Genomic DNA, 23,340 nt, shown 5'->3' on the forward strand with positions numbered 1-23,340 from the left:
AGCGTGGGATTATCACGGATTCACTCACAGTATTCTTCAATTTCAGCCTAATTTAAATATTCACTTCAAATTATTTTTATTTAATGTACTCAGTTATAAAGGATATTGCTATACTTTTTTAGTTACTTGTGGTATTGTAATAGATGTAGTATTTTTCTGGTTCAATTTAGTAGGCTTTATCCTTATCTGTTTTTAGAATAATTCCTCTTATTTTTATCATGAACATATATTGCAAATAAAATGTGCAAAAAGCACTAGGAGGAACATAACTATGAATACAGGTACAGTAAAATGGTTTAATGCAGACAAAGGATTTGGTTTTATTACTGGAGAAGACGGAACAGACGTTTTTGCTCATTTCTCAGCTATCCAAGGAGATGGATTCAAGACTTTAGATGAAGGTCAGTCCGTATCATTTGACGTTGAAGATGGTCAACGTGGACCACAAGCAACAAACATTGTAAAAAACTAATTTAATTTAACCATTAAAAACAGTCTTTTTAAGGCTGTTTTTTTAATAAGAAAGATTACTGCAATTAATTGGAGGCGAAAAAGATGTATAGAAAAAAAGTTGATAATGATTCTGAAATTAAACAATCATTTGATCTTGAACAGAAGGTCTCATTTATTTACAAGCAGGAAATTCGGACAGGAAAAATTGTTAAAAAACTTGATTACGCCGCTGTTGTAAAAATAGATTTGTTGGCTTCAGCATCGCATTCAGAGGACAAGACTGTTGTGAATTACAGTGATTTATACAAGAGATAAAGAAGATGTTTTCTTTTAGCCTACTAATACTTCAGTAATACAAAATCGATTATAAAGTTTTTAAAGAGCGATAATTCTTTGAAGTGATTCCAAAAAGTTAGACCAAAAAATCTAACTTTTTGGGATCGGTTTACTTAAGAAAAGAATTATCGCTTTTTTTATTGAGTCTGTTATAGTGCATATTTAAAGACTGAAAAAGTTAAAATTAAAATAGAAACAGTTCCCATTCCAGCTAAAATAGTCAGGTATTTATCCAAATCTGATCTATCTTTAATTATTTTCACTAATACCAGATAAACGAGAATTCCTGCAATCCCACCGCCAGTATTCATAAGAAAATCAGTTACATCTGAAACACCAATAGAGAAGATATATTGAAGAATTTCAAATGTCAGGCTTACACCAGCCATTAAGAAAATTTGTTTAACATAAGACAACTTGGTTGGAACCAGATTTAAATAGACCCCAAAAGGAAAAAAGATAAATAAATTGCCGAGAACTTCGGGCGTATTGAATTTTCCTTTTTTAAAGGAAGAATCGCCAAATGGGTGAAGATTAACTGACTGAAGGTCTGGCATATTATCGAGTGACAGTTGAAGCTTAAAAATAACAGTCCAGACCAGCATGAAAAGATAAATAATAAAAAGAACTATAGAAAATTTTTGAAAACTTGACAGTTTCATCCTATCCCTCCTTTTGAACAAGCCATTGTTTTATTATATCATGAATAAATTAAGCTTTAGGAATGACATTTACAATACAGGGCTTACATTAACGAAAGCTTAAAAAAATAGAAAAAGAATGACTGCTCATCGTAAGGAAGATAAAAATATTAACTTTTAAAAAAAGAGACAATTCAGTGTATTCCCATGAAAAATGCCCAGGCTCATGTTGATTTACTGGGCAGAGTATTTAATTGGACTAGGCAATATTTTTTAATGGTTGTAGGACAAATTTGCGGATGAATGAATTAGGATTTCTAACGATAAATTTTTCAATAACCAGCTGCTTTCGGCTGTTAAAATGACCAAAAACAGAAAGCTCAAAGGTATTATCCTCTAAAAAAAGTATGAGATTAGCCAGCTCTCGTTTGGCAACCAGACAATTAATCGGTTCATTTCGGTTATGCAGTGTGAAACGGACCAGTAGATCAGGGAACGATGAAACCAGTCTGATTTTATCAGCAATACCAACATAACTGTGTTTTTTCATAATAAATTCCTCCTTAAACTTCACTCCATTTATGAAACGCCGGCAGCTCAATATTTCGTATCTCATCATAATGTACTTTCGTATCATCCACAAAAAATCCAAGCTCATCAAAACCTTTAATTATTCCTGTAATATCGCTAAAATAATTATTTTCAAGATCCTTCATCTCAAGCTGAATTGCGACGATCTGCTGATTTTGATAGGCGAATGCCAACAGTTCCTGTATCTCATTTTCAGACATCGCTTTCTTGGGGAGAATCACCCGCTGTTCTCTTTTTTGTTCTTTCTCCATTTCAGCAGTATGCTCAGATAAATACATTCCTTGCCATTTTTGAATCCCTCTATCCTGATATTCTCTGAAGTAAGAATCATTTAAATCAATTTTTTTCGGCATCATATTCACTCCTTAAACCATCCATTCCTCCGGCATGTCCGCCAATCAGTGAAGCTCGGCTGATTGCTGTTCCTCCTGATAATAATGAATTGGCATGCACAATTGAGGTAAAACCATATTTTTTACGAATTGCATCAATCAAGTGATCCAGTTTATAATCATTTACCAGATCTGCCGGCTCGTGAAATAAATCCAGTTGGATCATATCTGTTTCCACCAGCTTTGAAAAAGAAACACCGACTTGTCGTACTTCCATTCCTGTCCAGTTATGTCTGAATAGTTCAAGGATATATTCTTTTAGTAACTTCGACTGATTGGTAGGCGGTACTTTCATTTGCTGGCGAAAGCCTTTGTTTCCCTGCTTTCTGTACCAGCTGGAATAACCTATGTAAAGAGAAACACACTGTGTCTGAGCATTATGTTTTCGTAATCTGGCAGCCACTTGATCTGTAACCTCCTGAAGTACTGTTTCTATTTCTGTCTGCAAACGATAGTCCCTGGGCAAAATCTGATTGTTGTTGAATGATTTTTCTGCTGGAACATAAGTATCAGAGATTCTTGTTCGATCGATGCCCCATGAATGGGCGTAAAGCTGTAAACCAATAACACCCAGTTCCTCTTTCAGCTTGTATTCATTTGCATGGGCAAGATCAAAGATTGAATGGATATTCAAGTTGTGTAAGCGTTTGGCTGTTCGACTATTAATGCCCCACATTTCGGTAATGGGGTAAATTTTCCATAATTTATCAGGCACATCTTCGTAGCGCCATTCTGCGATTGATTCAACCGTCTGCTTTGATTCAACATCCAAAGCTGCTTTAGCCAATAAGGGATTGTCTCCAATCCCGATGGTAACATGAAGTCCGGTATCCTCTTTAATCCGTTTTTGAATTTCTTCTGCCAACTCAAAAGTATTTTTTCCAAATAATTTTTTACTGGCAGTAATATCAAGAAATGTCTCATCAATAGAGTAGATGAGGATGTCTTCTACAGCTGTATACTGTTTAAAAATCGAATTGATTTTCATATTTTCATTAATATAAAGCTGCATCCGTGGAGGAACAATCAGCAAGTCTGGATGGTCAGGCAAATCCCACTTACGCATAACATTGGAAAGCCCCAGCGCTGATTTTGCCATAGGAGAAGCAGATAGAATCAAGCCGCCTGCATTTTCTGCATTGCTCATCACAACGAGCATGGTTTCCAGCGGATCAAGCCCCATCTGGATGCATTCTACAGAAGCATAAAAGGATTTAACATCAATACATAAAATATCTCTGCGTTCTTCTTTATCGTAGTCGAATTTCATGGTCAGCATCTCCTGAAAAATATTCTATGATTAAATTATACGAACATTTGTTCTTCTTGTCTAGCATAAGATATTTGACCAGAAGAACGTTATTAAATCAGTTATTGTAAAAAGAGATTAAATCTGGGATTTATTTATATAAAATATTAGAATCTGACTGAAAAGTATTGAGAAAATGAGTTACCAACGTTTTTCCAAATAGACGTATTTGTATTGAGAATTGAACAATGTGAGACTCACATATACAAAAAATTTTTATTAATATAGAAACTTTTAACAGAATGGAATGATTCATCTCTCAGAAGCTGATAGTTTAATAAATCACTGAGGAAAATAGGGAGTGGTTATCAACTTTCAACGAATGAATGATAGAAGCTTCCCGCTTTTGACGAAATAGAATAGGTGTTTTGGGAATAGATGGCTGTTTTTTACTTATGGGGGACAAATCATGGTATGCGTACCGAGAATGCAATTGATTTTATGGCTATAAAATCAATTCATTAATACGAAATTAAGGATATGCTCCTACGCTTCTTCGAATGCTCGTCGCATGTCTGAGGGGCAAGTAAAAACATGCTCCTACGGTTCTTCGCATGCTCGTCGCATGTCTGAGGGGCAAGTAAAAACATGCTCCTACGGTTCTTCGCATGCTCATCGGCATGTCTGAGGGGCAAGTAAAAACATGCTCCTACGGTTCTTCGAATGCTCGTCGCATGTCTGAGGGGCAAGTAAAAACATGCTCCTACGGTTCTTCGAATGCTCGTCGCATGTCTGAGGGGCAAGTAAAAACATGCTCCTACGCTTCTTCGAATGCTCGTTGCATGTCTGAGGGGCAAGTAAAAACATGCTCCTACGCTTCTTCGTATGCTCAGATCATACAAAGATTGGAACAGCGTTTATTTAGCTTTAAGGGTATCAGACATACTAATGTCACAGACTCATACGAAAGATGCGGTAATACTCCTTCTTTAAACGGAACTAGCTCATATCTATTTTTGCGAAAAAACTCACTGCTAAAGTTTTCAGACAAGTCTTAATAAAAGCAAAAGGATTAAGCTGTTAGAATGAAGGATAAAATTTTGGAAAATAAGAATAACTATGAAATATGTTGAGAATTTATTTATTTTAATAAGCGATAAGTAGAAAAAATGTAGTATAATTGATATTGATAATCATTATCAATAAAAGTTACCTACTTGCAAAAGAAATGAGGAGAGTAAATGTTTGTTCAATCAGTGACATTTGTCGTAAAAAAAGAGGGTAAAGAGCACTTTGAAAATAAGACGAAAAAAGATGTGGTTTCAATGCTGGGAAGAGATACCTGCTTATCAAGTGAATGCTGGTTTGCTGAAACAAAAGACACCTGTGAATTTGTATTAGTCTCCAAATGGAAGGATAAAAAAGCTTTTCAGGCGTGGTTGAAACGTCCGGAACACTTGCAGCAGCATAGGGAAGCTCATAAGAATAAAGATTCCAGACCAAATATTGTAGTGGAAAAAATAAAAAAAGGATATACAATTTTAGAATAGTTTTAAGAGTTAGAAAGCACTATTGCTGAAGTTTTAATGATTTCAATTACTGTAAATAACTTCTTTCCAACAGACGGAAAAAGGATATTTTGAGAAGCTTGTTTTTAATACAACATGACTCTCAAAATATCCTTTTTATGAAATTATCAGAAATGGAACACAGTTACTTCCCTAATTAATCTCTATGACCTGAAAAAAATGAAACAACAGCTATCAGAATTACTGCACCCAGTAGTGAGGGTACTAAAGCCATTCCTGCCAATTTCGGTCCCCATGAGCCAAAAAGCGCCTGTCCTATAGAGGAGCCGACTAAACCGGCGATAATATTAAATACACAGCCCATTGATTCTCCTTTATTTGTAATTGAACCTGCAAGGGAACCAATAACGGCGCCTACAATCAATGTCCAAAGCCAACTCATAATGATCACTCCTTCAAATTTATTTACTGTTTAATCATACCATAAACTGTGATATATTAAATCAGACGGAAGCCCTATCTAACCTATATACTAATAGATGACTAACATGGAGGACAAAGAAAATGCTGACAAATCAGGAAATAAAAATCAGTAAGACTCTTTCTTATGCATTAAGGCATAAGCCTGAGGAATTCAACCTTGTTCTGGATGACCAAGGATATACGGAGTTGTCAGAGGTTATTAGGAAAATGGCTGAAAGTGGTTTTCCGGGATTGACAAAAGAAAAACTCCAAGCTATTTTGAACAGAAGCGATAAAACTCGTTGGGAAATAAAAGATGAGAAAATTAGAGCAGTTTATGGTCACAGCACAAAGAAAAAAATCGAAAAACTTCCTGTAATACCGCCTCAATATCTTTACCATGGAACAGCACACAGGTTCTTAGAGAATATTTTAAGGGAGGGATTAATTCCTAAGGGAAGACAATATGTTCATCTGTCACAGGAGGTTGAGACTGCAGTGATTGTTGGAAAAAGAAGGGATCAGTCTCCGATCATTCTCAGAGTTGCTGCATTGGAGGCTTCTGGAAATGGTTTACGTTTTTATCAGGAGCTTGAAGGAATTTGGCTGAGTGATGTGATACCTCCAAAGTATTTGGAAATAGAACAATAACCAGATATATCCAAAATGTATAAGCTTAAAAATAGAAGCAAAGGTTATACTGATCTTTAGAAGTTAGATTTTGATCTAATTTTTTGAGTCAGTTTAGATGTGCTTCTATTTTTATTTGCTTGAAAATATTTATGATAAGTTTACCGGGCTCAGCCGTTTATTTCGTATATTTAATAAGTGGAGTAAACCTCCATTTATTTTTTTGTCAGTTTTACCACGACTTCACAACGGGCAGTTTGTGGAAACATATCGACAGATTGCAGATAATTTACTTTGAAAACTTTCGCTAGCTGAACTAAGTCCCGTGCAAGGGTTGAAACATTGCAGGAAATATAAACCATTTTTTTAGGCGGCTGTTTTAAGATGACCTGCAGCAGCTTTTCATCCAGTCCAGTTCTTGGCGGATCAACAACAATACTATCAGGAGAGAACCCTTCGTTCAGCCATTTAGGCAGCAGCTCTTCTGCTGTTCCGACTTCATAATGAGTATTTGAAATACCTAAGGCAGCAGCATTTTGTTGTGCATCCTCAACCGCAGCAGGAATAGTATCCATTCCCCGGACTTCTTTCACCTGCTTTGCCAGACTAAGACCAATTGTTCCCACCCCGCAATAGGCATCTACAACTGTTTCATTTGCTTTGAGATTCAGTGCCTGACGTGCTTCGGCATATAGATGCTCTGTCTGTTCAGGATTCAACTGGAAAAAGGCTCTTGGTGAAAGATCAAAAGATAGTTCGCTTATTTTTTCGTTGATACTTTCTTTTCCCCATAGATGAACAGTTTCTTCTCCCATGATAAGGGAAGTTTTTTTATTTTGTATATTCTGCATGATTGAGACAACCTCCGGCAGAAGCTGTTGAATGTCTGTCAGTATTTCTCTTTTTTTAGGGAATTTCTGTGATTGCATAATGAATACCACTTGAACTTCACCAGTCTGAACACCAATGCGAACCATTAGTGTCCGGAAAATACCGCTGTTTTTTCTTTCATCGTAGATTGGCAGCTGATATTTATTCAAAAGCTCAACTAAAGTATTTATGACCTTGGTCACAGTAGTGTTTTGAACAAGGCAATTTTCAATAGGTACCAGATTATGAGAGTTCGGCTGATAAAGTCCGGCTTCAATAACCCCATCTTTTTGACGAAGCTGAAACTGTGCCTTATTTCGATAGTTCCATGGATTTTCCATTCCAATTGTCTTTCGCAGCTCGTATTGCTGGTAATTATCCGGTTTGAATTTTGCCAAAGCTTGTTTCAGCAAATCTCTTTTGAATTCAAGCTGCGCACTGTAGTTTAAATGCTGCAGCTGACAGCCGCCGCAGGTTTCATAAACCGGGCAGGGCGGTGTGATTCTGTTTGGAGAAGGTGTATTGATTTTTAGCAACTGTCCTTCAATAAATCTGGGATTTATTTTTGTGATTTTTATAGAAACCTGTTCATTCGGTAAAGCATTGGGAACGAAAACAATTATCCGTTTATAGTAGCCTAAACCTTCTCCGTTAATGCCCAGACGTTTAATTTTTAAAGGAATGATTTGTCCGATTTTTATTTGTTGATTACTCATAAGTCCATCCTTTGATTTGTTTTTTTATGACAAAATTATTCGTAAACTTTTATTAATTTAACTTTAAAATAAGAGTGTGCATAGTTTATGAAATTCTGCCAGCTTTATTAATTTTGTCAAGCCTTTTTCTATTTTAGCACAGTTTTTCAGGTTTGGCTTCTTGAGAATTTATGGTATAGTAGAATGTATGTTCTGATAAGAAAGGCGGAAAAAAGATGGAAAAGATTGTAAAGATTACGAAAGAAAAATCCCAATTCTATCTTGTTTGGCTGACTTCGGGAGAACATTTGCGTGTTTCAGAAGATATCCTGGTGAGATACCGGTTACTAAAAGATCAGGAAATTTCAGATTCAATAATTGCAGAAATCAAAAAGGCCGGCTCTTATGATGTAGGGCTGCAGTTAGCTTTAAACTATCTTAGTTATCAAATGAGAACGAAAAAAGAAATTCGGGATTATCTTAGAGATAAGGAATTTGAAAAAAGCGACAGAGAAAAAATCATTAATCAGCTAGTTGAAATGCAGCTGCTGGATGATTATTTATATAGTGAAAGCTATGTCCGAACTTTGATGAAAACGTCTGATAAAGGACCGCAGCAGATTAAACAGCAGCTTAAGAAAAAAGGTGTGGAAGATGAAGCAATTCAACAAGGGCTGGCTGCTTATACATTAAGTGATCAGCTGCTGACAGCATCAAAAGCTGCTGAAAAAGGGATGCACCGATATCGAGATAAAAGTTTTAAGGATGCTGTTCAAAAGACTAAACTTTATTTGATACAAAGAGGCTTTTCAAAAGCTATTGTCGAACAGGCGATTACTGATCTGGAATTTGAAAAAGATGAGGACCAGGAACTGACAATACTGCAGACGCAGGGAGATAGACTCTGGGAAAGAAATCGAAGTCTTGAACCAGCTAAGCGGAAATTAAAAGTAAAGCAGTCGCTTTATCAAAAAGGCTTTGACTATGAACTGATTTCACAATTTATTAATGAGAAGGAACAGGAAGCTGATGGAGAATAAATGGCAGAGCTGGATGCCTGATAAGAAGCAGGATTTTCAGATAAATTTTATCGAATGGTACGAAAAAGAGAAAAGAAATCTGCCTTGGCGAATAAACCTTGATCCATATAGAATTTGGATTTCAGAGATTATGCTGCAGCAGACTCGCGTGGATACGGTGATTGATTATTATTACCGTTTTATGGAATGGTTTCCCACAATTCAGGCTCTGGCTGAAGCTCCTGATGACAAGCTGCTGAAAGCCTGGGAAGGCTTGGGGTACTATTCCAGAGCCAGAAATCTTAAAATTGCTGCACAGCAGATTATGATGGACTTTAATGGACAGATGCCTCAAACGATTGAAGAGATACGACGGTTAAAAGGAATCGGACCTTATACAGCCGGAGCGATCGGAAGTATTGCTTTCCAGCTTCCGGAACCGGCAATTGATGGCAATGTGATGAGAGTTGTCAGTCGTCTATTTGAAATCAATGCAGATATAGCTAAAGCTTCCAGTCGAAAAATATTCGATAAAGCTATGCGGGCGATCATTGATGAGGAGCGTCCGGGGGATTTCAATCAGGCAATGATGGATTTAGGTTCGTCAATTTGTACACCGACTTCTCCCAAATGTGGAGAGTGTCCAATCAGCGGCTATTGTGAAAGCTATGAACAGGGAACGATGACGAATTACCCTGTTAAATCTAAAAAGCTGAAACCCAAAGATGTCTATTACATTGGTACAATTATAGAAAATGCAAATCAGGAGTATTTGTTGGAACAGCGTGAAGAAAACGGTCTGCTGGCAAATATGTGGCTGTTTCCAATAACAGAAGTTGGAAAAAAAGAATTTGAACAAATGAAAACTGAGTGGTCAGGCACTGAAAATAATCAACAGATTTCTTTGGAGTTGGAACAACCGTTGTTAGTGGCAGAAGAGTTACCCGGAACTTCAGTGTTGGAAAATCATGATCAGGTTGTCTGGCAGAAACGTTCACTGGGAGAGGTCACGCATATTTTCAGTCATTTAAAATGGCATATTTTAGTTTTTTATGGTCGAAGTGTGGGAATTGCAGAGAATAAAAGAAATCAGACATGGGCATCGACAACTCAATTTTCAAAGCTCGTTTTTCCAAAACCGCAACAGAAGATGGTAGAGCTGCTAGAAAAAGTACAATACTTGAACAAGCATTTAAGAGAGTGATCAGCTTGTTATTATTATTATTGTTTTTTTCAAACACAAATAAAAAAATTGAAAAGAAGAGAAAAAATTCCTTGAAATGGAAACTTTTTTCTCTTCTTTTCTGTCTTTATATTATCATAAAATCAGCAGGTACGACATGATATTCTTTTTATATTTCTTATTTTGTTAAGTACTAGATAAAAAGGAGGGTTGAATATGATGTTCAGTCTAAATTAATTATTTAATGATGATTTTAGTAGTGGGTTGTATGGATTGAATTGTCATATTATACGAATAGATTTGCAATTAACAGAGACACAATTCATGAAACTGACAGAGAAAAGAACGGAGGCATTAAAAGCGAATCGCCTGCTGGATTTATCAATGGTAAACCAAAACTTCCCAGCTCAAAAACTCGGAGAATCTTTGCCAATTGATAATAGAAGTTCTTTCCAGTATTTAATTGAACTGTAGGAGATTTTCTATTTTATCCGAAGCAGTATCTCTTTTCAAAAAGAAGATAAGGAAATGAGGCAAGGAAAACTCTGTTTATTTTTAAAAGTGAACAGATATCTTTATTTCGAATAAAGGGATGCTTTTTTCTGAGTTTGCTTTGATTATCCGACAATTGGAAAATTTAAAAGGGATTGAGAAGGTTAAAATGCTGAAAAATAATTTTTTTCTGTCTACGAATATCTTGAATTTTTTGAATTGAACTTGTTGAATGACTGCGAGTTTGACTTGTTGCTTCACTAGTTAGGAATTTAAGTAATGACAATATTTTTCAAGTTCATTTTAAGTGAAGAGCAGGAAAGGATTCTATTAGTCCAAGAATTTTCAGCTAAATAATTTGAAGCAAATGGAAACAGCATCTGTAGAAATATCTTTTACGACTTAGCAGCAGACAGCAAAAAGAGCTGAAGAAGAAAATACTGAAAATAGGTCTTCCTCCTATGGATTTTAGCTGAAATTTGCTTAAAAACTAACTTGTTTGCAAAAAAGAAAATTGTGCTATAATTAAGAAGATATCGGTGTAATGAGATCCTGAGGTTGTGGCATAAGTTGATGGCAGCTTTAAAACCTGAACAAACGGTGCTCCAGTCTGTGTGCTTCGAGGATTGCAGCATGAGAGCCGTAGAAGCAAACCTTTTCGTGCGACGAGTAATTGCAGGAGAAAAAATAGCTCTTCTGTGCTGCGCATACAGTTTCACTAAACTAGCTGAGCTGGTTTCATTTAAGGAATACTTATCGAAACTATGTGTACCATTCTGTTAAAGTACCTATGCAAGCAGAAACGGCAAAGTGGAACTAGCATCTCGGAGCTGAACAATTTTGACTTTACGATTCTTACTTTGTTGTGATTCTCGAGTCATACAAAAATTGTCACAACCTCACGGGAAAGTTGGGGTATTATGAAGATTCCTAAAGAGGGAGAGTTTGTAACGATTCAAAGTTACAAGCATGACGGCCATTTACATCGAACTTGGCGTGATACAATGGTATTAAAAACAAGCGAGTACTCTCTGATCGGCGTAAATGATCATACTCTGGTTACGGAGTCTGACGGGCGCAGATGGGTTACTCGAGAGCCGGCAATTGTGTATTTTCATAAAAAATACTGGTTCAATATAATAGCAATGATTAGAGAAAAGGGGGTTTCTTATTATTGCAATCTTGCCTCGCCGTTTCTTTTAGATGATGAGGCTTTAAAGTACATCGATTATGATTTGGATATCAAGGTTTTTCCTGATGGAGAAAAACGTCTGCTTGATGTGGACGAATATGAATTTCACAGTAAAATTATGAATTATCCGGAAAATATCGATTTTATTTTGAAGGAGAATGTTAAAATTCTCGTAGATTGGATTAATAATGAAAAAGGGCCGTTTTCTGACGCGTATATTGATATCTGGTATCAACGCTATCAGCAGCTTGCTAAGAAATGATCGATGTAAATGAATCGAAATGTAGTAAAAACTTCCACACTTTTAAAGTGCGGAAGTTTTTGTTTGTAATGAATGAACCAGGTTTATCCAGTTCAGGCATTGCCAATAGTTATTTGAGAAATTTATTTCCTAATTTGACGACTCTAAAGAACTTTATCCATTTGAAAGTGGGGAATATCTGCATCAAGAAATTCTTCACCGTGCTTGGTATAGCCGAGCTTTTTATAAAAATCAAGAGCAGTAGCCTGAGCACCTAAAGTAATGGTGTGAAAGCCTTGTTTTTTTGCAAAATCTTCAACGCCTTCAATCAGCAGCTTTCCGAAATGCTTTCCTCTATAAGGCTTCAAAACAGCCATTCTTTGAAGTTTTACTGTATTGTTTTCTAATGGAAGCAGTCTGCAGGTTGCTATTGCCTGATTTTCCTGGTAAAGAATGAAATGAATGCAAGCCGCCTCATATTTATCTATTTCGATATCTTTGGGAACGCCCTGTTCAATCATAAAAACCTGATGACGGATGTGAAGTGCATCAAGATACATATCACTCATTGTGTCTTTTGTATGGACAATTTTCATACTTTGCCTCCTCTTAAGTTTTGAGATAAATCAATTATACTATAAAATAGGATAAAAAGAATTTTGCTATCTTTTTCTGCAAAAGATATGCTAGAATTCATTAACAAGAATTTTGGGTGAGGGGGAAATAAATTGTTTGAGAAATTAAAGCAGTCAAAGTTAATGTTTTGGTCTGTTGAACTGCTGGTATTGGCTACACTGATCCTGGTTTCATCGAAAATTAATTTCATTTTTGAACCAATCGGCACTTTTTTTTCTACGTTGTTTGCACCTGTACTGGTTGCGGGGTTTCTATATTATGTGTTGAATCCATTGGTGAATCTGTTGATGAAATTAAAAGTTAAGCGGATTTGGGCAATTGTTCTTGTCTTTTTACTGCTGATTGCTGCAATTATTTTGATTCTGGTTAGTATTATTCCAAGCTTGGCAAATCAGCTTGCCAGTCTGGCTGCAAGTATGCCGGAATTCATTAGAAATGCAGAAATCTGGTTTTATGAAATGGCTTCTCTGCCAATTTTCAAGGACCTGGATTTGACCAGCTATATTGAGCGGCTGGATATTTCTTATGGGAATATTATTCAACAGTTTCTGAGCGGGCTGTCCAACAGTTTAGGCTCTATAGTTTCCACTGTTGCATCAACAACAATTGTGATTTTCACCTCGCCGTTTATTTTGTTTTACATGCTTAAAGACGGCAGTCATGTTATTCCTGCACTTGAGCGTTTTATGCCGAAAAAGCGCAGAACTGATTTGGTTGAACTACTTGAGAAGCTGGATAAGACATTATCCAGCTATATCAGCGGACAGGCAATTGAATGTTTGTTTGTAGGTACATTCACCATTATCGGTTATTCGATTATCGGTGTGAGGTATGCTTTTCTGTTTGGCGTTATCGCAGGTCTGACGAATTTAATTCCTTATTTGGGTCCGTATCTGGGATTAGCCCCAGCTGTGTTAGTTACCATTTTTGATGATCCATTTAAAGCATTACTTTGCTGTATTGTTGTGCTGATTGTTCAGCAGCTGGATGGGAATATCATTTATCCAAATGTTATTGGTAAAACACTTAAAATCCATCCATTAGCCATTATTCTTATTTTACTGGTAGCAGGAAATATTGCTGGATTGTTAGGAATATTTCTTGGTGTTCCTTTCTATGCGGTTTGTCGGACAATTGTTATATACATTATTGAGACAGTGCGGAAAAGTAAGAAAGAAGAACGGGAAGCGTTGGTTTTGGAGGATTCAATTGAATTAAAAAATAGTAATCAATGATTGAAATAATTACCCACTTGTGCTACTCTTTTATCGTGACTGCTGGAAAGTGTGGTCACGTTTTTTATCACTTTTATTAGAGCAAAGAATTTAAAGAGACGAAGGCCCTGATGCTAAACATAGCAAGAGTAGCTAGGATTTTTATTTACAGTGGGACTCGATACAAAGACGTGTCAATAGGTGAATCTATGGTTCTCGTTACACTGCGATCCTCGATACAAACGCGTTTATAAGAAGATGAAACGCGTTGGCTACCGGACCTCAAAAATGAAAAGCAGATCATGAAAGATGAACTGCTAACTAAAATTTAAAGGAGAGCCGAAGTCCTTACCGCTTCAGCGGTATAGGAATTGGGACATCGGACCTCAAAAATGAAAAGCAGATCATGAAAGATGAACTGCTAACCAAAATTTAAAGGAGAGCCGAAGTCCTTGCCGCTTTAGCGGTATAGGAATTGGGACATCGGACCTCAAAAATAAAAGCAGTTCATAAAGGTGAACTGCTAACTAAAATTCAAAGGAGAGAATACCATTATGAACAATGCTGACCCCGAGAGTCAGTCGCTAATTGCGCAGCTTTTATTATTAGTTGTTTTAACATTGATTAATGCATTTTTAGCTGCTGCCGAAATTGCTGCAGTGTCGGTGAACAAAAATCGTTTGGAGCAAAAAGCAGATGAAGGAGACAATAAAGCTAAAAAATTATTAACCATTTTGAATGATCCGACAAATTTCCTGTCTACGATACAGGTTGGAATTACTTTGGTAAATATTTTGTCAGGGGCTTCACTTGCAAACACTTTATCATCAAAGCTGGCTCCCATACTAGGTGGAGGCGCATTAGCAAAAAATTTAGCCAATATTATCATTTTGACGATATTAACATATGTTTCCATCGTATTTGGAGAACTTTATCCAAAGCGTATAGCAATGAATAAATCGGAAGAGGTGGCTCAGTTTACTGCTGGTCCGGTTCGTTTTATAGGAATGATTGCCCGACCTTTTGTCTGGCTGCTTTCTGCTTCCACAGATTTAATCGCTAAACTGACGCCTATGAAATTTGACGATGAAAATTCAAAAATGACGAGAGATGAAATGCGGTATATGCTTGAATCTGAGGGTGTTTTAGAGCATGATGAGCTGGAGATGCTTCAGGGGGTTTTTTCACTTGATACAAAAGTGGCCCGCGAAGTTATGGTTCCCAGAACAGATGCGTTCATGATAAATATAGAAGATGATATTAAAGAAAATATTAGTCTGGTCTTATCGGAAAATTATTCGCGGATACCTGTTTATAAAGATGACAAAGATAAAGTAATTGGTGTTCTTCATACGAAAAATTTGTTGAAGGCTGCACATAATTTTGGATTTGACAATGTCAAGCTGCATGAAATCATTCAGGAGCCGCTGTTTGTACCGGAAACAATTTTTATTGATGATCTTCTATACGAACTGAAACGGACACAAAACCAAATGGCTATTTTGCTGGATGAATATGGCGGAGTAGTTGGACTTGCAACACTCGAAGATCTTTTAGAAGAAATTGTCGGTGAAATAGATGATGAATCAGACGAAATAGAAAACCTGTATTCTAAAATTAATGACAATGAATACCTTATTCAAGGTCGTATGCTCATAGATGAGTTTAATGAAGCCTTTGGAACAGACTTGCATATGAGCGATGTTGATACAATGGCAGGCTATCTGATTACGGCGTTAGGGACAATTCCTGATGAGAATGAAAAGCTTTCATTTGATGTTGGGAATGTCACACTCATCTCTGAAGAAATGGAAGGTGCTCGAGTTCTTGTTATCAAAGCGATTTTCCACGAAGAAGAAGAAATAGATGCTGAACCGGAGGAATCGAGACGTTTCTTCCGTAAAGAGCATGGAGAAGATGAACCTAGACGCTAAAAGATTTTGATGAGCTGAATATCTGATAAAGGAGTTTGGGACAGCAATAAAGTTCCAAACTCTCTTCATATAGAAATGATTTATTTTTATACTCGGGCTCTATGACCTAATGATTGGTGCAGATCTTTTTGTGCGACGAGTAACCGCAGGAGCAAATAAGTAGAACGATCTAGTTTGTCCCTCAAGGTCAACTTTGGAGAAGGACCTCAATTAATCATCGACCTACAAGCCTTTTCTGTCCTCTTTAGCATGACAGGAAATAGCGTGTAGGTCGATGATTTTTTATGTTCATTCTGTCTGGTGTGGGCGATAGCCCTCATGAGTGTGTCCCGACCTCCTTTTATCTGCAATTTGAAATAAGCGGTAAGAATTAACTGTTAATAGTTTTGTCCTAACTTAACTCTCTAGGAGCAGTCTTGTTGTTTTGCACTTCCTTCAGCATCTGATACAAAGCGACATACTGTTTTTGATTGTCTTTAGAGTATCTGAAAACAAATGTCGAAGCAGTGCACTCTTTGGGAAACAGACAAGAAGATGTAGCAATAATCAAATCGAAATCAGAATAATTTTCAGTAAATGTTTCTAATTTCACAAAGGTAAGTTCATCCAGAAAATTGATCAGATGCTGATTTAACAGGTAGTTTGATTCTGCTATTAAGCCGACATTGATCATTTTATTATTTTTCAGCTTTTCCCATGACGGAAACATCAGTAAGGCAAAAGCGATGGAAAGGAGTGCAATTTGTTCGCTTAGCCAGGAAAAATTTTTTCTTTTGGAAATTTTTCTGAAAAAAACTTTAAAAGAGTCATGCAGCTCCAGAAAATATTTATTTTGAATGTGATTCGAATTATTATTCGCTGTCAGTACACCGGGAACAGCCTTTTTTAGGATAGTTATCGGGAAAATGATATTTGCTGTGTTTCCGTAAATAACTCTGTGTTCATATTTGCTGAAACCATAAGTGGTTTCTAAAAAATGCCAAAATTCCTTAAACAATACTGTAGCCTGATTCTCTTCGATTTCAAGATAGTGTTCGAGGAAATAGAAGCGGGGATCTTTTTCACTGTAGAAATTTGGCGTAATAACCAGAAGCAGGGCAGAAAACTGAGCTTCGGCTTCCAAGACAGCATCATTGTCAACAATAGCCCCAAAAAAATCTTTGCTTAATTCAACACTTGTAGGTATATAGGCTGAAATTGTTGCTGTTTCTGTTAAAAAGTAGCCATTTGTTACACGCAGATATACGATGTCCAAAAGCAGCTGTATCTGCTTCGAAGCAGAGTAGCTGCGGCTTTCGGGAAAAAGAGGATCAACGTTATTCTGAACTTTTTCATAGTCAATACTCAATCCTACATCGGGTAAATTTGCATTTTGAGAGGTAAACCAAACTAAGGCATATAGAACGATACGAATCATTCGTTCTTCACCTGTCAGCTTTAGCTGGGATATATTCAGTTTAATATTGAACTGTTTAAAATAATTATTTAAGGATTTTGATTTTCTAATAACTGAAGCTTTGCTGAGAAAATTCTTTCTGCAGAAATCATCCAAAGTATCTTGAGGATAATAAATAATAGATAAAAGCAAAAGATAAGGAATACTTCGTGTAATCAAATATTGATAATACTGATCATAGGAAACAGAACGATCATAATGAATTCCCTGATCGGTGATAAAATTTGTTGGTTCCTGATTAATCTCGTCAAGATCTTGTTGAATCAGTTCTAATAAATATGAAACACGACTATATGAAAAATCCAAATTACTCTCCAAAAAGTTGATGCTATAATAATCATCAGGTAAATATGCTAGCAAATTAAATAAAGTCAGCTTTCTTTTAGTAATATCTTCCAGAATAAGTTCTTCAAACATAAAAAGCCCCTCCTTGTATTTTTTATGATTATAAGATAATTCTGACAAGCGTGTTTATCTGTCGACTACTCCCCAGTCAAGTGATATGTTCAATCAACAAAGTATCATTTATAGTATAAATAAGTCAATTAAAAAATAACGAAAAACAAAATAAGATATTAAATAAAACTTGTTTTTTTATTCCTGTATGTTTGAATCTTTTTGAAATCCGTACTACTTCCATGATATACTACACTAGTTGAATTTAACAGAGGAGAGTAGAAAATGTAGATAAATTGAGTTATATTATATACTTTTACTTTGATTGGAATGGAGAAGAACACATGAATAATCCTAATTTGAAAAAACAGGTTGACAGTCGTCGAACGTTTGCGATTATTTCCCACCCGGATGCAGGGAAAACAACAATCACTGAACAGCTGCTGTTATTTGGTGGAGCGATTCGTCAGGCAGGAACAGTTAAGGGAAAAAAGACTGGGAATTTTGCAAAATCTGACTGGATGGAGATTGAAAAGCAGCGGGGAATTTCTGTAACGAGTTCAGTTATGCAGTTTGATTATGATGGAAAACGAGTGAATATATTGGATACTCCAGGGCACGAGGATTTTTCCGAAGATACTTACAGAACATTAATGGCAGTGGATAGTGCTGTCATGGTTATTGACAGTGCCAAAGGGATTGAGGCCCAAACGAAAAAACTTTTCCAGGTTGTTAAGAAAAGAGGAATTCCTATTTTCACCTTTATTAATAAATTGGACAGAGATGGAAGAGAGCCGCTGGATTTGCTTGAGGAGCTTGAGGAACTGCTGGATATTGAATCTTATCCTATGAACTGGCCGATCGGTATGGGTAAAGGTCTGGAAGGCTTGTATGATATTTATAATCAGAGAGTCGAAGTTTATCGACCGGAGACAAATAATAGTGAAAAGTACATTCCTTTAACAAATGGAACAATCCCTGAAAGTCATTCGTTAAATGAGAATAACCTTTATCATCAGGCACTGGAGGATGTTGAGCTGCTGTTGGAAGCTGGAGATGCTTTTGATGAAGAAAAAATAGCACAGGGAAATCAGACACCTGTATTTTTCGGTTCGGCCTTGACTAATTTTGGTGTTCAGACTTTTTTGGAAACTTTCCTGAAGTTTGCTCCATCACCTTACGGGCATAAAACAGAAGATGGTAAAGAAATCAGCCCTTATGAAGAAGAGTTTTCAGGTTTTGTTTTTAAGATTCAGGCAAATATGAATCCTGCACACAGAGATAGAATTGCTTTTGTCAGAATTTGTTCAGGAACATTTGAACGCGGAATGGATATTGTGCTTGAACGGACGGATAAGAAAATAAAGTTGAGCAATGTAACCCAATTTATGGCTGATGCGAGAGAAAATGTGGACGAGGCTGTTGCCGGAGACATTATTGGCGTTTACGATACAGGGAACTATCAAATTGGAGATACTCTGTACGAAGGGAAGTTAAAAGTGAAATATGAAGAGCTGCCTTCGTTTACACCAGAATTGTTTATGAAAGTTACTGCTAAAAATGTAATGAAGCAAAAATCTTTCCATAAAGGGATGTACCAGCTGGTTCAGGAGGGCGCTATTCAGCTTTATAAAACTTACCTGACAGAAGAGTATATTATCGGAGCAGTGGGGCAGCTGCAATTTGAAGTATTCCAGCATCGAATGAATAATGAATATAACTCAGAAGTGGTCATGACACCGATGGGTTCTAAAATTGCCCGCTGGATTAAACCAGAGGATTTGGATGAACGCATGAGCTCAAGTAGGAATATTTTGGCGAAGGATCGTTTTGATCAGCCTCTGTTCTTGTTTGAAAATGAATTTGCAATGCGCTGGTTTGCCGACAAGTACCCAGATGTTGAATTAAGCAGCTTACTATAATAAAAAGATGCGAAGTGAGAGCAAAATCTGTGATAAGCATAGATTGAGCTCTTGCTTCGCTTTTTGATGCTAGTTTTTTTGAATTCAGAAGATTTAGTGAAAATATAGAAGAATGATTTTTCAAGCTTTTCTGCAAAGTTACCGTCCGAAAGAATAATGATAGAAACAGTCTGCAATTTTATACTTCTGCCCGTTATAATAGAAATGCAACTAACGAAACGAAGAGTATTATGGCTAAGAGAGAAACGGTGTCAAAGGATTTTGAAGAAATCTACAAACGTGGAAATCGTGAAGAAATAAAAAAAATTTTGAAAATAGTCAGGTGGCAGCTTATTTGGCTATAACAAAGCCAATGTATTCAGTATCAGAGAAATTCGGGAAACATTCATTATTTGATTGATGGAATAAAATGTGAATATCAATATGCAGGATCACCAGCAGAGAACTGCTCTTCACAATTATGCGGGCTATGGGGTGAAGAATCTGGAAGCGCTGATTAATGCTGGAGCAGATGTTGATGCTTTGGATTATCAGGGGGAGACACTATTGTTTAGTACGACTAATCATGTAGAGTACCCTATACTATTAAAGTCAGGCTTATTAAAGGAACAGCAGGAAATCTGCAGTTAGCTAATCCTTTGATTATTAAAGATTGCCCGCAGTTTCAGTTCAAAGCTGTGAAGTTTTTGGTCAGCGATTCAACCTTATTATGAGGCTGTTAGACAGATTCAAATTGCAGAAGAAGCTGAAGGTATGCTTGCAGGAAAAAATGTTCGGCCGGATATCGTGTTTCAGCCATATGAAATACTCGTTATACAGACAGAGATAAAATAATCAGGCGATAGAGGAGAGAGTGGTTAGACTATTTTCTGATAAACAGAAGGAACAGACTCGTCGTCTTGAGTGTTTCTCAAAAAGAGGAATCTGTTCCTTCTCAATTTCTAACCAGTGCTTGTGACAATGGAATCGATATTTCTGTAATGCCTTTTATTTCGATTGTTTCTATTTTTTCCTTTTCAATCAGTTCTTTAGGCAGTCTCCTTAAAAAGAACTTTAAAATTTCGTTGGTTTCCGTTTTTCGGATTGCCCGTTTTTGATTTAAAATCAAAATTTCAACATGTTTTTCTGCTTCGGAATAAACAACGGTTGTATTTCCTTCAGAATAGACTTTCACAAAATGAGCATCTGTATTTTCCAACTGTTTATTTACCAGTTTTCTATGGCTGTTTGTAACGTTAACTAGTTTCATATTTTCACCTCAACTTCCGGATAAATTCGTCCATACCAATTATGTAAAATATAACACACTTTAATTATAAACTTTTTTTTTCAAATAAAAAGAATTCTGCTTAAATTTTATCATAAAATACGATGGAAAGAAGACTAATATTTTACTTTTTTCAACACTCTTGACAGTTTGGATAAAAAACGATCAGACCACTGTCTTATTCATCTCGGTCTGATCGTTAATTGCTATTATCTAATCAAAAAAATTGTTGTTTACTCTGACTTGGTTTCATCAACAGCTTCTTCAGAAGTTACGATGATTTTTCCTTCATCCGTTAACTCTGCAGCCAGCTGATGTTCGCTGGAGTGATCCAAATAATATTCTGCAATACCATCTTCAATATGTTCCTGAATAGTCCGACGCAGTGGGCGGGCACCCATGGCAGGATCATAACCGAGATCAACCAGTTTTTGTTTCACTTCTGTTGGTACTTCGATATGCAGCTTTTGAGATGCAAGTAATTGATTTACTTCATCCAGCATCAGGCTGACAATCTTCAGCAAATCTTCCTTATCCAAAGCTTTGAATTCAACAATCCCGTCAAATCTGTTAAGAAATTCAGGAGTGAAGAAATTGTTTAATTGTCCTAAAATCGAACGAGTAATTCCTTCACGTGCTGCACCGAAGCCGACATTTGCTTCAATTTTTCCGCTTCCAGCATTGCTGGTCATGATAATAATGGTATCCTTAAAGCTTACAGTTCTTCCCTGAGCATCAGTCAGGCGGCCATCATCAAGAATTTGCAGGAACATGTGCAGAACATCCGGATGTGCTTTTTCAATTTCATCCAGCAGGATCAGACTGTAAGGATTTCTACGTACTTTTTCTGTCAGCTGACCAGCTTCTTCATAGCCTACATAGCCAGGAGGGGAACCAATTAGTTTCGCCACACTGTGTTTTTCCATATATTCACTCATATCGAAACGAATCATGGTATCTTCCGAACCAAATAGTTCAAATGCCAGCTGTTTAGCCAGTTCAGTTTTACCGACACCTGTTGGTCCGACAAACAGAAATGAGCCGATTGGGCGGTTCTTTTTGCCGAGACCGACCCGATTTCTTCGAATTGCTTTAGCAACTTTATCCACAGCGTCATCTTGCCCGATTACATTGGCTTTTAGATCTTCTGCCAGATTTTTCAACTGTGTCTGTTCCTTTTCTTTCAATTCGCCGACAGGAATACCTGTACGCTGCTCCACAATTGCTTCAATGATCTTTTCATCGATGACAGGTGTTTCTTCGTCACTGACCTGTTTTTCTTTCATCCGCTGCAGCTTATTGATTTGATCACGGTAATAGGCTGCTTTTTCAAAGTCTTCTTCTGCAGATGCCTGTTGTTTTTGTTGTTCGGCTTCTGCCAGCTTCTTCTCAATTGTTTTTGGATCAGCAATTTGAATAGTCAAATTCATTTTTGATCCGGATTCATCCAGCAGATCAATTGCTTTATCCGGCAGGAAACGATCCTGAATGTAACGGTTGGAAAGATAGGCTGCTGCTTTGATCGCTTCATCTGTGTATTTTACGTGATGATAATCTTCATAGCGTTTTTGCAGTCCCTGTAATATTGCAATGGTTTCTTCAACAGAAGGCTCATCAACACGAACCGGCTGCATCCGACGTTCAAGGGCAGCATCTTTTTCAATAATGCGGTACTCGCTTAAAGTTGTTGCACCAACCATTTGAAGTTCTCCGCGAGCCAGAGCTGGTTTTAAAATATTCCCTGCATCCATGTTTCCATCCCCGGCAGCACCTGCACCGACAAGCTCGTGAACTTCATCGATGAACAGAATAATATTTTCAGCCGTTTTAATTTCTTCGACCAATTTTTGAATCCGTTCTTCAAATTGTCCTCGGATACCGGTTCCCTGAACAAGAGATGCGACATCAAGTCGAATGACTTCCTTTTCAAGAAGCTTTTGAGGGACATCTCCGTCAACAATCTTTTGAGCGAGACCTTCAACTACGGCTGTTTTACCAACACCGGGTTCACCGATCAGAACGGGGTTGTTTTTTGTTCTTCTATTTAAAATTTCTATCACGCGTTTAATTTCTTTATCACGCCCGATAACAGGATCAATATCTCCGTTTCTGGCAGCTTCGGTAATATTAATGCCGTATTCACCCAGCAGACCTTCTGCCTGTCCGGGTCTTTCAGGAGGCTGTCCGTTAAAACCATTTCCTCCGCCGAACTGTGCAGGTGGAATTTGTTGACCTGGTTGATCATTTTGCTGCATTTGACGGGACAGTGAACGATATAAATCATCCAAGCTTCCAAAACCAAAGGGGTCTTGTGACATCGTTGGAGAAGAATTATTTGACTGAGATTTTAATTTCTGATAACAGCTTTGACAATAGTCCAGCTGCTTTCTTTGACCATTGACATTGGCGTATAGGTGAATTGTGGCTTCATTTTGATTACAGTTTTGACAAATCATCTGCTATAACACGTCCTTTCACTTCGTAAGACTAAAATAAAGTCTGCTGAAAAGGTCAAAATAGAAACTGACCTTTATTGACCT

At 36.9% G+C, this 23,340-nt stretch carries 22 protein-coding genes; 12 read left to right on the plus strand and 10 right to left on the minus strand.

The genetic code is table 11. The features are described from left to right. Positions 1-271: 271 nt before the first annotated feature. Entirely contained in the window at positions 272-472 is a 201-nt protein-coding gene (locus LI951_RS09320; RefSeq protein ID WP_202066894.1) for a cold-shock protein, read from the plus strand. 83 nt (positions 473-555) lie between these two features. Further along, positions 556-768, plus strand: a complete 213-nt coding sequence (locus tag LI951_RS09325; protein ID WP_202066895.1) for a hypothetical protein — start codon at positions 556-558, stop codon at positions 766-768. Positions 769-938: 170 nt separating this feature from the next. Here the strand turns inward: LI951_RS09325 and LI951_RS09330 are convergent, their stop codons facing one another. From LI951_RS09330 to LI951_RS09345, 4 genes are all read right to left on the minus strand, one after another. Beyond that, entirely contained in the window at positions 939-1,451 is a 513-nt protein-coding gene (locus tag LI951_RS09330) for a VanZ family protein (protein ID WP_202066896.1), read from the minus strand. Between the two features lie 238 nt (positions 1,452-1,689). Then, a complete protein-coding gene (locus LI951_RS09335; protein ID WP_202066897.1) occupies positions 1,690-1,980 on the minus strand; it encodes a hypothetical protein in 291 nt (96 codons plus the stop codon). 13 nt (positions 1,981-1,993) lie between these two features. Further along, positions 1,994-2,374, minus strand: coding sequence for a hypothetical protein (locus LI951_RS09340; RefSeq protein ID WP_202066898.1), 381 nt, complete (start codon positions 2,372-2,374; stop codon positions 1,994-1,996). After that, the gene (locus LI951_RS09345; RefSeq protein ID WP_229441950.1) at positions 2,358-3,683 is read right to left on the minus strand and encodes a Y-family DNA polymerase; all 1,326 of its coding nucleotides are present in this window, start codon (positions 3,681-3,683) and stop codon (positions 2,358-2,360) included. The genes LI951_RS09340 and LI951_RS09345 overlap by 17 nt, the downstream gene beginning before the upstream one ends. A 1,220-nt stretch (positions 3,684-4,903) precedes the next feature. On the opposite strand from LI951_RS09345, the gene LI951_RS09350 reads away from it, so the two are divergent. After that, positions 4,904-5,212, plus strand: a complete 309-nt coding sequence (locus LI951_RS09350; protein WP_202066900.1) for an antibiotic biosynthesis monooxygenase family protein — start codon at positions 4,904-4,906, stop codon at positions 5,210-5,212. A 175-nt stretch (positions 5,213-5,387) separates the two neighbouring features. Here LI951_RS09350 and LI951_RS09355 read toward each other — a convergent pair whose 3' ends face one another. Beyond that, positions 5,388-5,633, minus strand: a complete 246-nt coding sequence (locus tag LI951_RS09355) for a GlsB/YeaQ/YmgE family stress response membrane protein (RefSeq protein WP_229441951.1) — start codon at positions 5,631-5,633, stop codon at positions 5,388-5,390. A gap of 122 nt (positions 5,634-5,755) precedes the next feature. Here LI951_RS09355 and LI951_RS09360 point away from each other — a divergent pair, with 122 nt between their 5' ends. Next, positions 5,756-6,304 (plus strand): RNA 2'-phosphotransferase, encoded by a 549-nt coding sequence (locus LI951_RS09360; protein ID WP_202066902.1) that lies wholly within the window; start codon positions 5,756-5,758, stop codon positions 6,302-6,304. A gap of 194 nt (positions 6,305-6,498) precedes the next feature. On the opposite strand, the gene rlmD is transcribed toward LI951_RS09360, so the two are convergent. Further along, on the minus strand, positions 6,499-7,869 hold the full coding sequence (gene rlmD / locus LI951_RS09365) for a 23S rRNA (uracil(1939)-C(5))-methyltransferase RlmD (protein WP_229441952.1): 1,371 nt from the start codon (positions 7,867-7,869) through the stop codon (positions 6,499-6,501). A gap of 215 nt (positions 7,870-8,084) precedes the next feature. Here rlmD and recX point away from each other — a divergent pair, with 215 nt between their 5' ends. The 4 genes from recX to LI951_RS09385 all read left to right on the plus strand — a co-directional run bounded on the left by recX (position 8,085) and on the right by LI951_RS09385 (position 11,996). Then, on the plus strand, positions 8,085-8,888 hold the full coding sequence (gene recX, locus LI951_RS09370) for a recombination regulator RecX (protein WP_229441953.1): 804 nt from the start codon (positions 8,085-8,087) through the stop codon (positions 8,886-8,888). Next, complete coding sequence (gene mutY / locus LI951_RS09375) at positions 8,878-10,071, plus strand: A/G-specific adenine glycosylase (RefSeq protein ID WP_229441954.1); 1,194 nt, start codon at positions 8,878-8,880, stop codon at positions 10,069-10,071. Before recX ends, mutY begins: the two co-directional genes overlap by 11 nt. Before the next feature lie 303 nt (positions 10,072-10,374). After that, positions 10,375-10,524 (plus strand): hypothetical protein, encoded by a 150-nt coding sequence (locus tag LI951_RS09380; RefSeq protein ID WP_229441955.1) that lies wholly within the window; start codon positions 10,375-10,377, stop codon positions 10,522-10,524. A gap of 938 nt (positions 10,525-11,462) precedes the next feature. Further along, positions 11,463-11,996 carry a DUF402 domain-containing protein gene (locus LI951_RS09385; RefSeq protein ID WP_202066907.1) on the plus strand — a complete coding sequence of 178 codons (534 nt, stop codon included), beginning with the start codon at positions 11,463-11,465 and terminating at the stop codon, positions 11,994-11,996. A gap of 143 nt (positions 11,997-12,139) precedes the next feature. Here LI951_RS09385 and LI951_RS09390 read toward each other — a convergent pair whose 3' ends face one another. Beyond that, a complete protein-coding gene (locus tag LI951_RS09390) occupies positions 12,140-12,571 on the minus strand; it encodes a GNAT family N-acetyltransferase (RefSeq protein ID WP_229441956.1) in 432 nt (143 codons plus the stop codon). A 132-nt stretch (positions 12,572-12,703) separates the two neighbouring features. On the opposite strand from LI951_RS09390, the gene LI951_RS09395 reads away from it, so the two are divergent. Next, on the plus strand, positions 12,704-13,846 hold the full coding sequence (locus LI951_RS09395; protein ID WP_202066909.1) for an AI-2E family transporter: 1,143 nt from the start codon (positions 12,704-12,706) through the stop codon (positions 13,844-13,846). A gap of 533 nt (positions 13,847-14,379) precedes the next feature. Further along, positions 14,380-15,759, plus strand: a complete 1,380-nt coding sequence (locus LI951_RS09400) for a hemolysin family protein (protein WP_202066910.1) — start codon at positions 14,380-14,382, stop codon at positions 15,757-15,759. Between the two features lie 391 nt (positions 15,760-16,150). Here LI951_RS09400 and LI951_RS09405 read toward each other — a convergent pair whose 3' ends face one another. After that, the gene (locus tag LI951_RS09405) at positions 16,151-17,632 is read right to left on the minus strand and encodes a helix-turn-helix domain-containing protein (protein WP_202066911.1); all 1,482 of its coding nucleotides are present in this window, start codon (positions 17,630-17,632) and stop codon (positions 16,151-16,153) included. Positions 17,633-17,955: 323 nt separating this feature from the next. On the opposite strand from LI951_RS09405, the gene LI951_RS09410 reads away from it, so the two are divergent. Both LI951_RS09410 and LI951_RS09415 read left to right on the plus strand, forming a co-directional pair. After that, entirely contained in the window at positions 17,956-19,533 is a 1,578-nt protein-coding gene (locus LI951_RS09410) for a peptide chain release factor 3 (RefSeq protein ID WP_202066912.1), read from the plus strand. Between the two features lie 411 nt (positions 19,534-19,944). After that, entirely contained in the window at positions 19,945-20,163 is a 219-nt protein-coding gene (locus tag LI951_RS09415; protein ID WP_229441957.1) for a hypothetical protein, read from the plus strand. A 304-nt stretch (positions 20,164-20,467) separates the two neighbouring features. Here the strand turns inward: LI951_RS09415 and LI951_RS09420 are convergent, their stop codons facing one another. After that, on the minus strand, positions 20,468-20,782 hold the full coding sequence (locus LI951_RS09420; RefSeq protein WP_202066914.1) for a DUF1827 family protein: 315 nt from the start codon (positions 20,780-20,782) through the stop codon (positions 20,468-20,470). Positions 20,783-21,033: 251 nt separating this feature from the next. Next, on the minus strand, positions 21,034-23,256 hold the full coding sequence (locus tag LI951_RS09425; protein WP_202066915.1) for an ATP-dependent Clp protease ATP-binding subunit: 2,223 nt from the start codon (positions 23,254-23,256) through the stop codon (positions 21,034-21,036). Positions 23,257-23,340 lie beyond the last annotated feature (84 nt).

This window comes from Enterococcus sp. BWT-B8 (assembly GCF_020567625.1).
In the GTDB taxonomy this organism is placed as follows: Bacteria; Bacillota; Bacilli; order Lactobacillales; family Enterococcaceae; genus Enterococcus_L.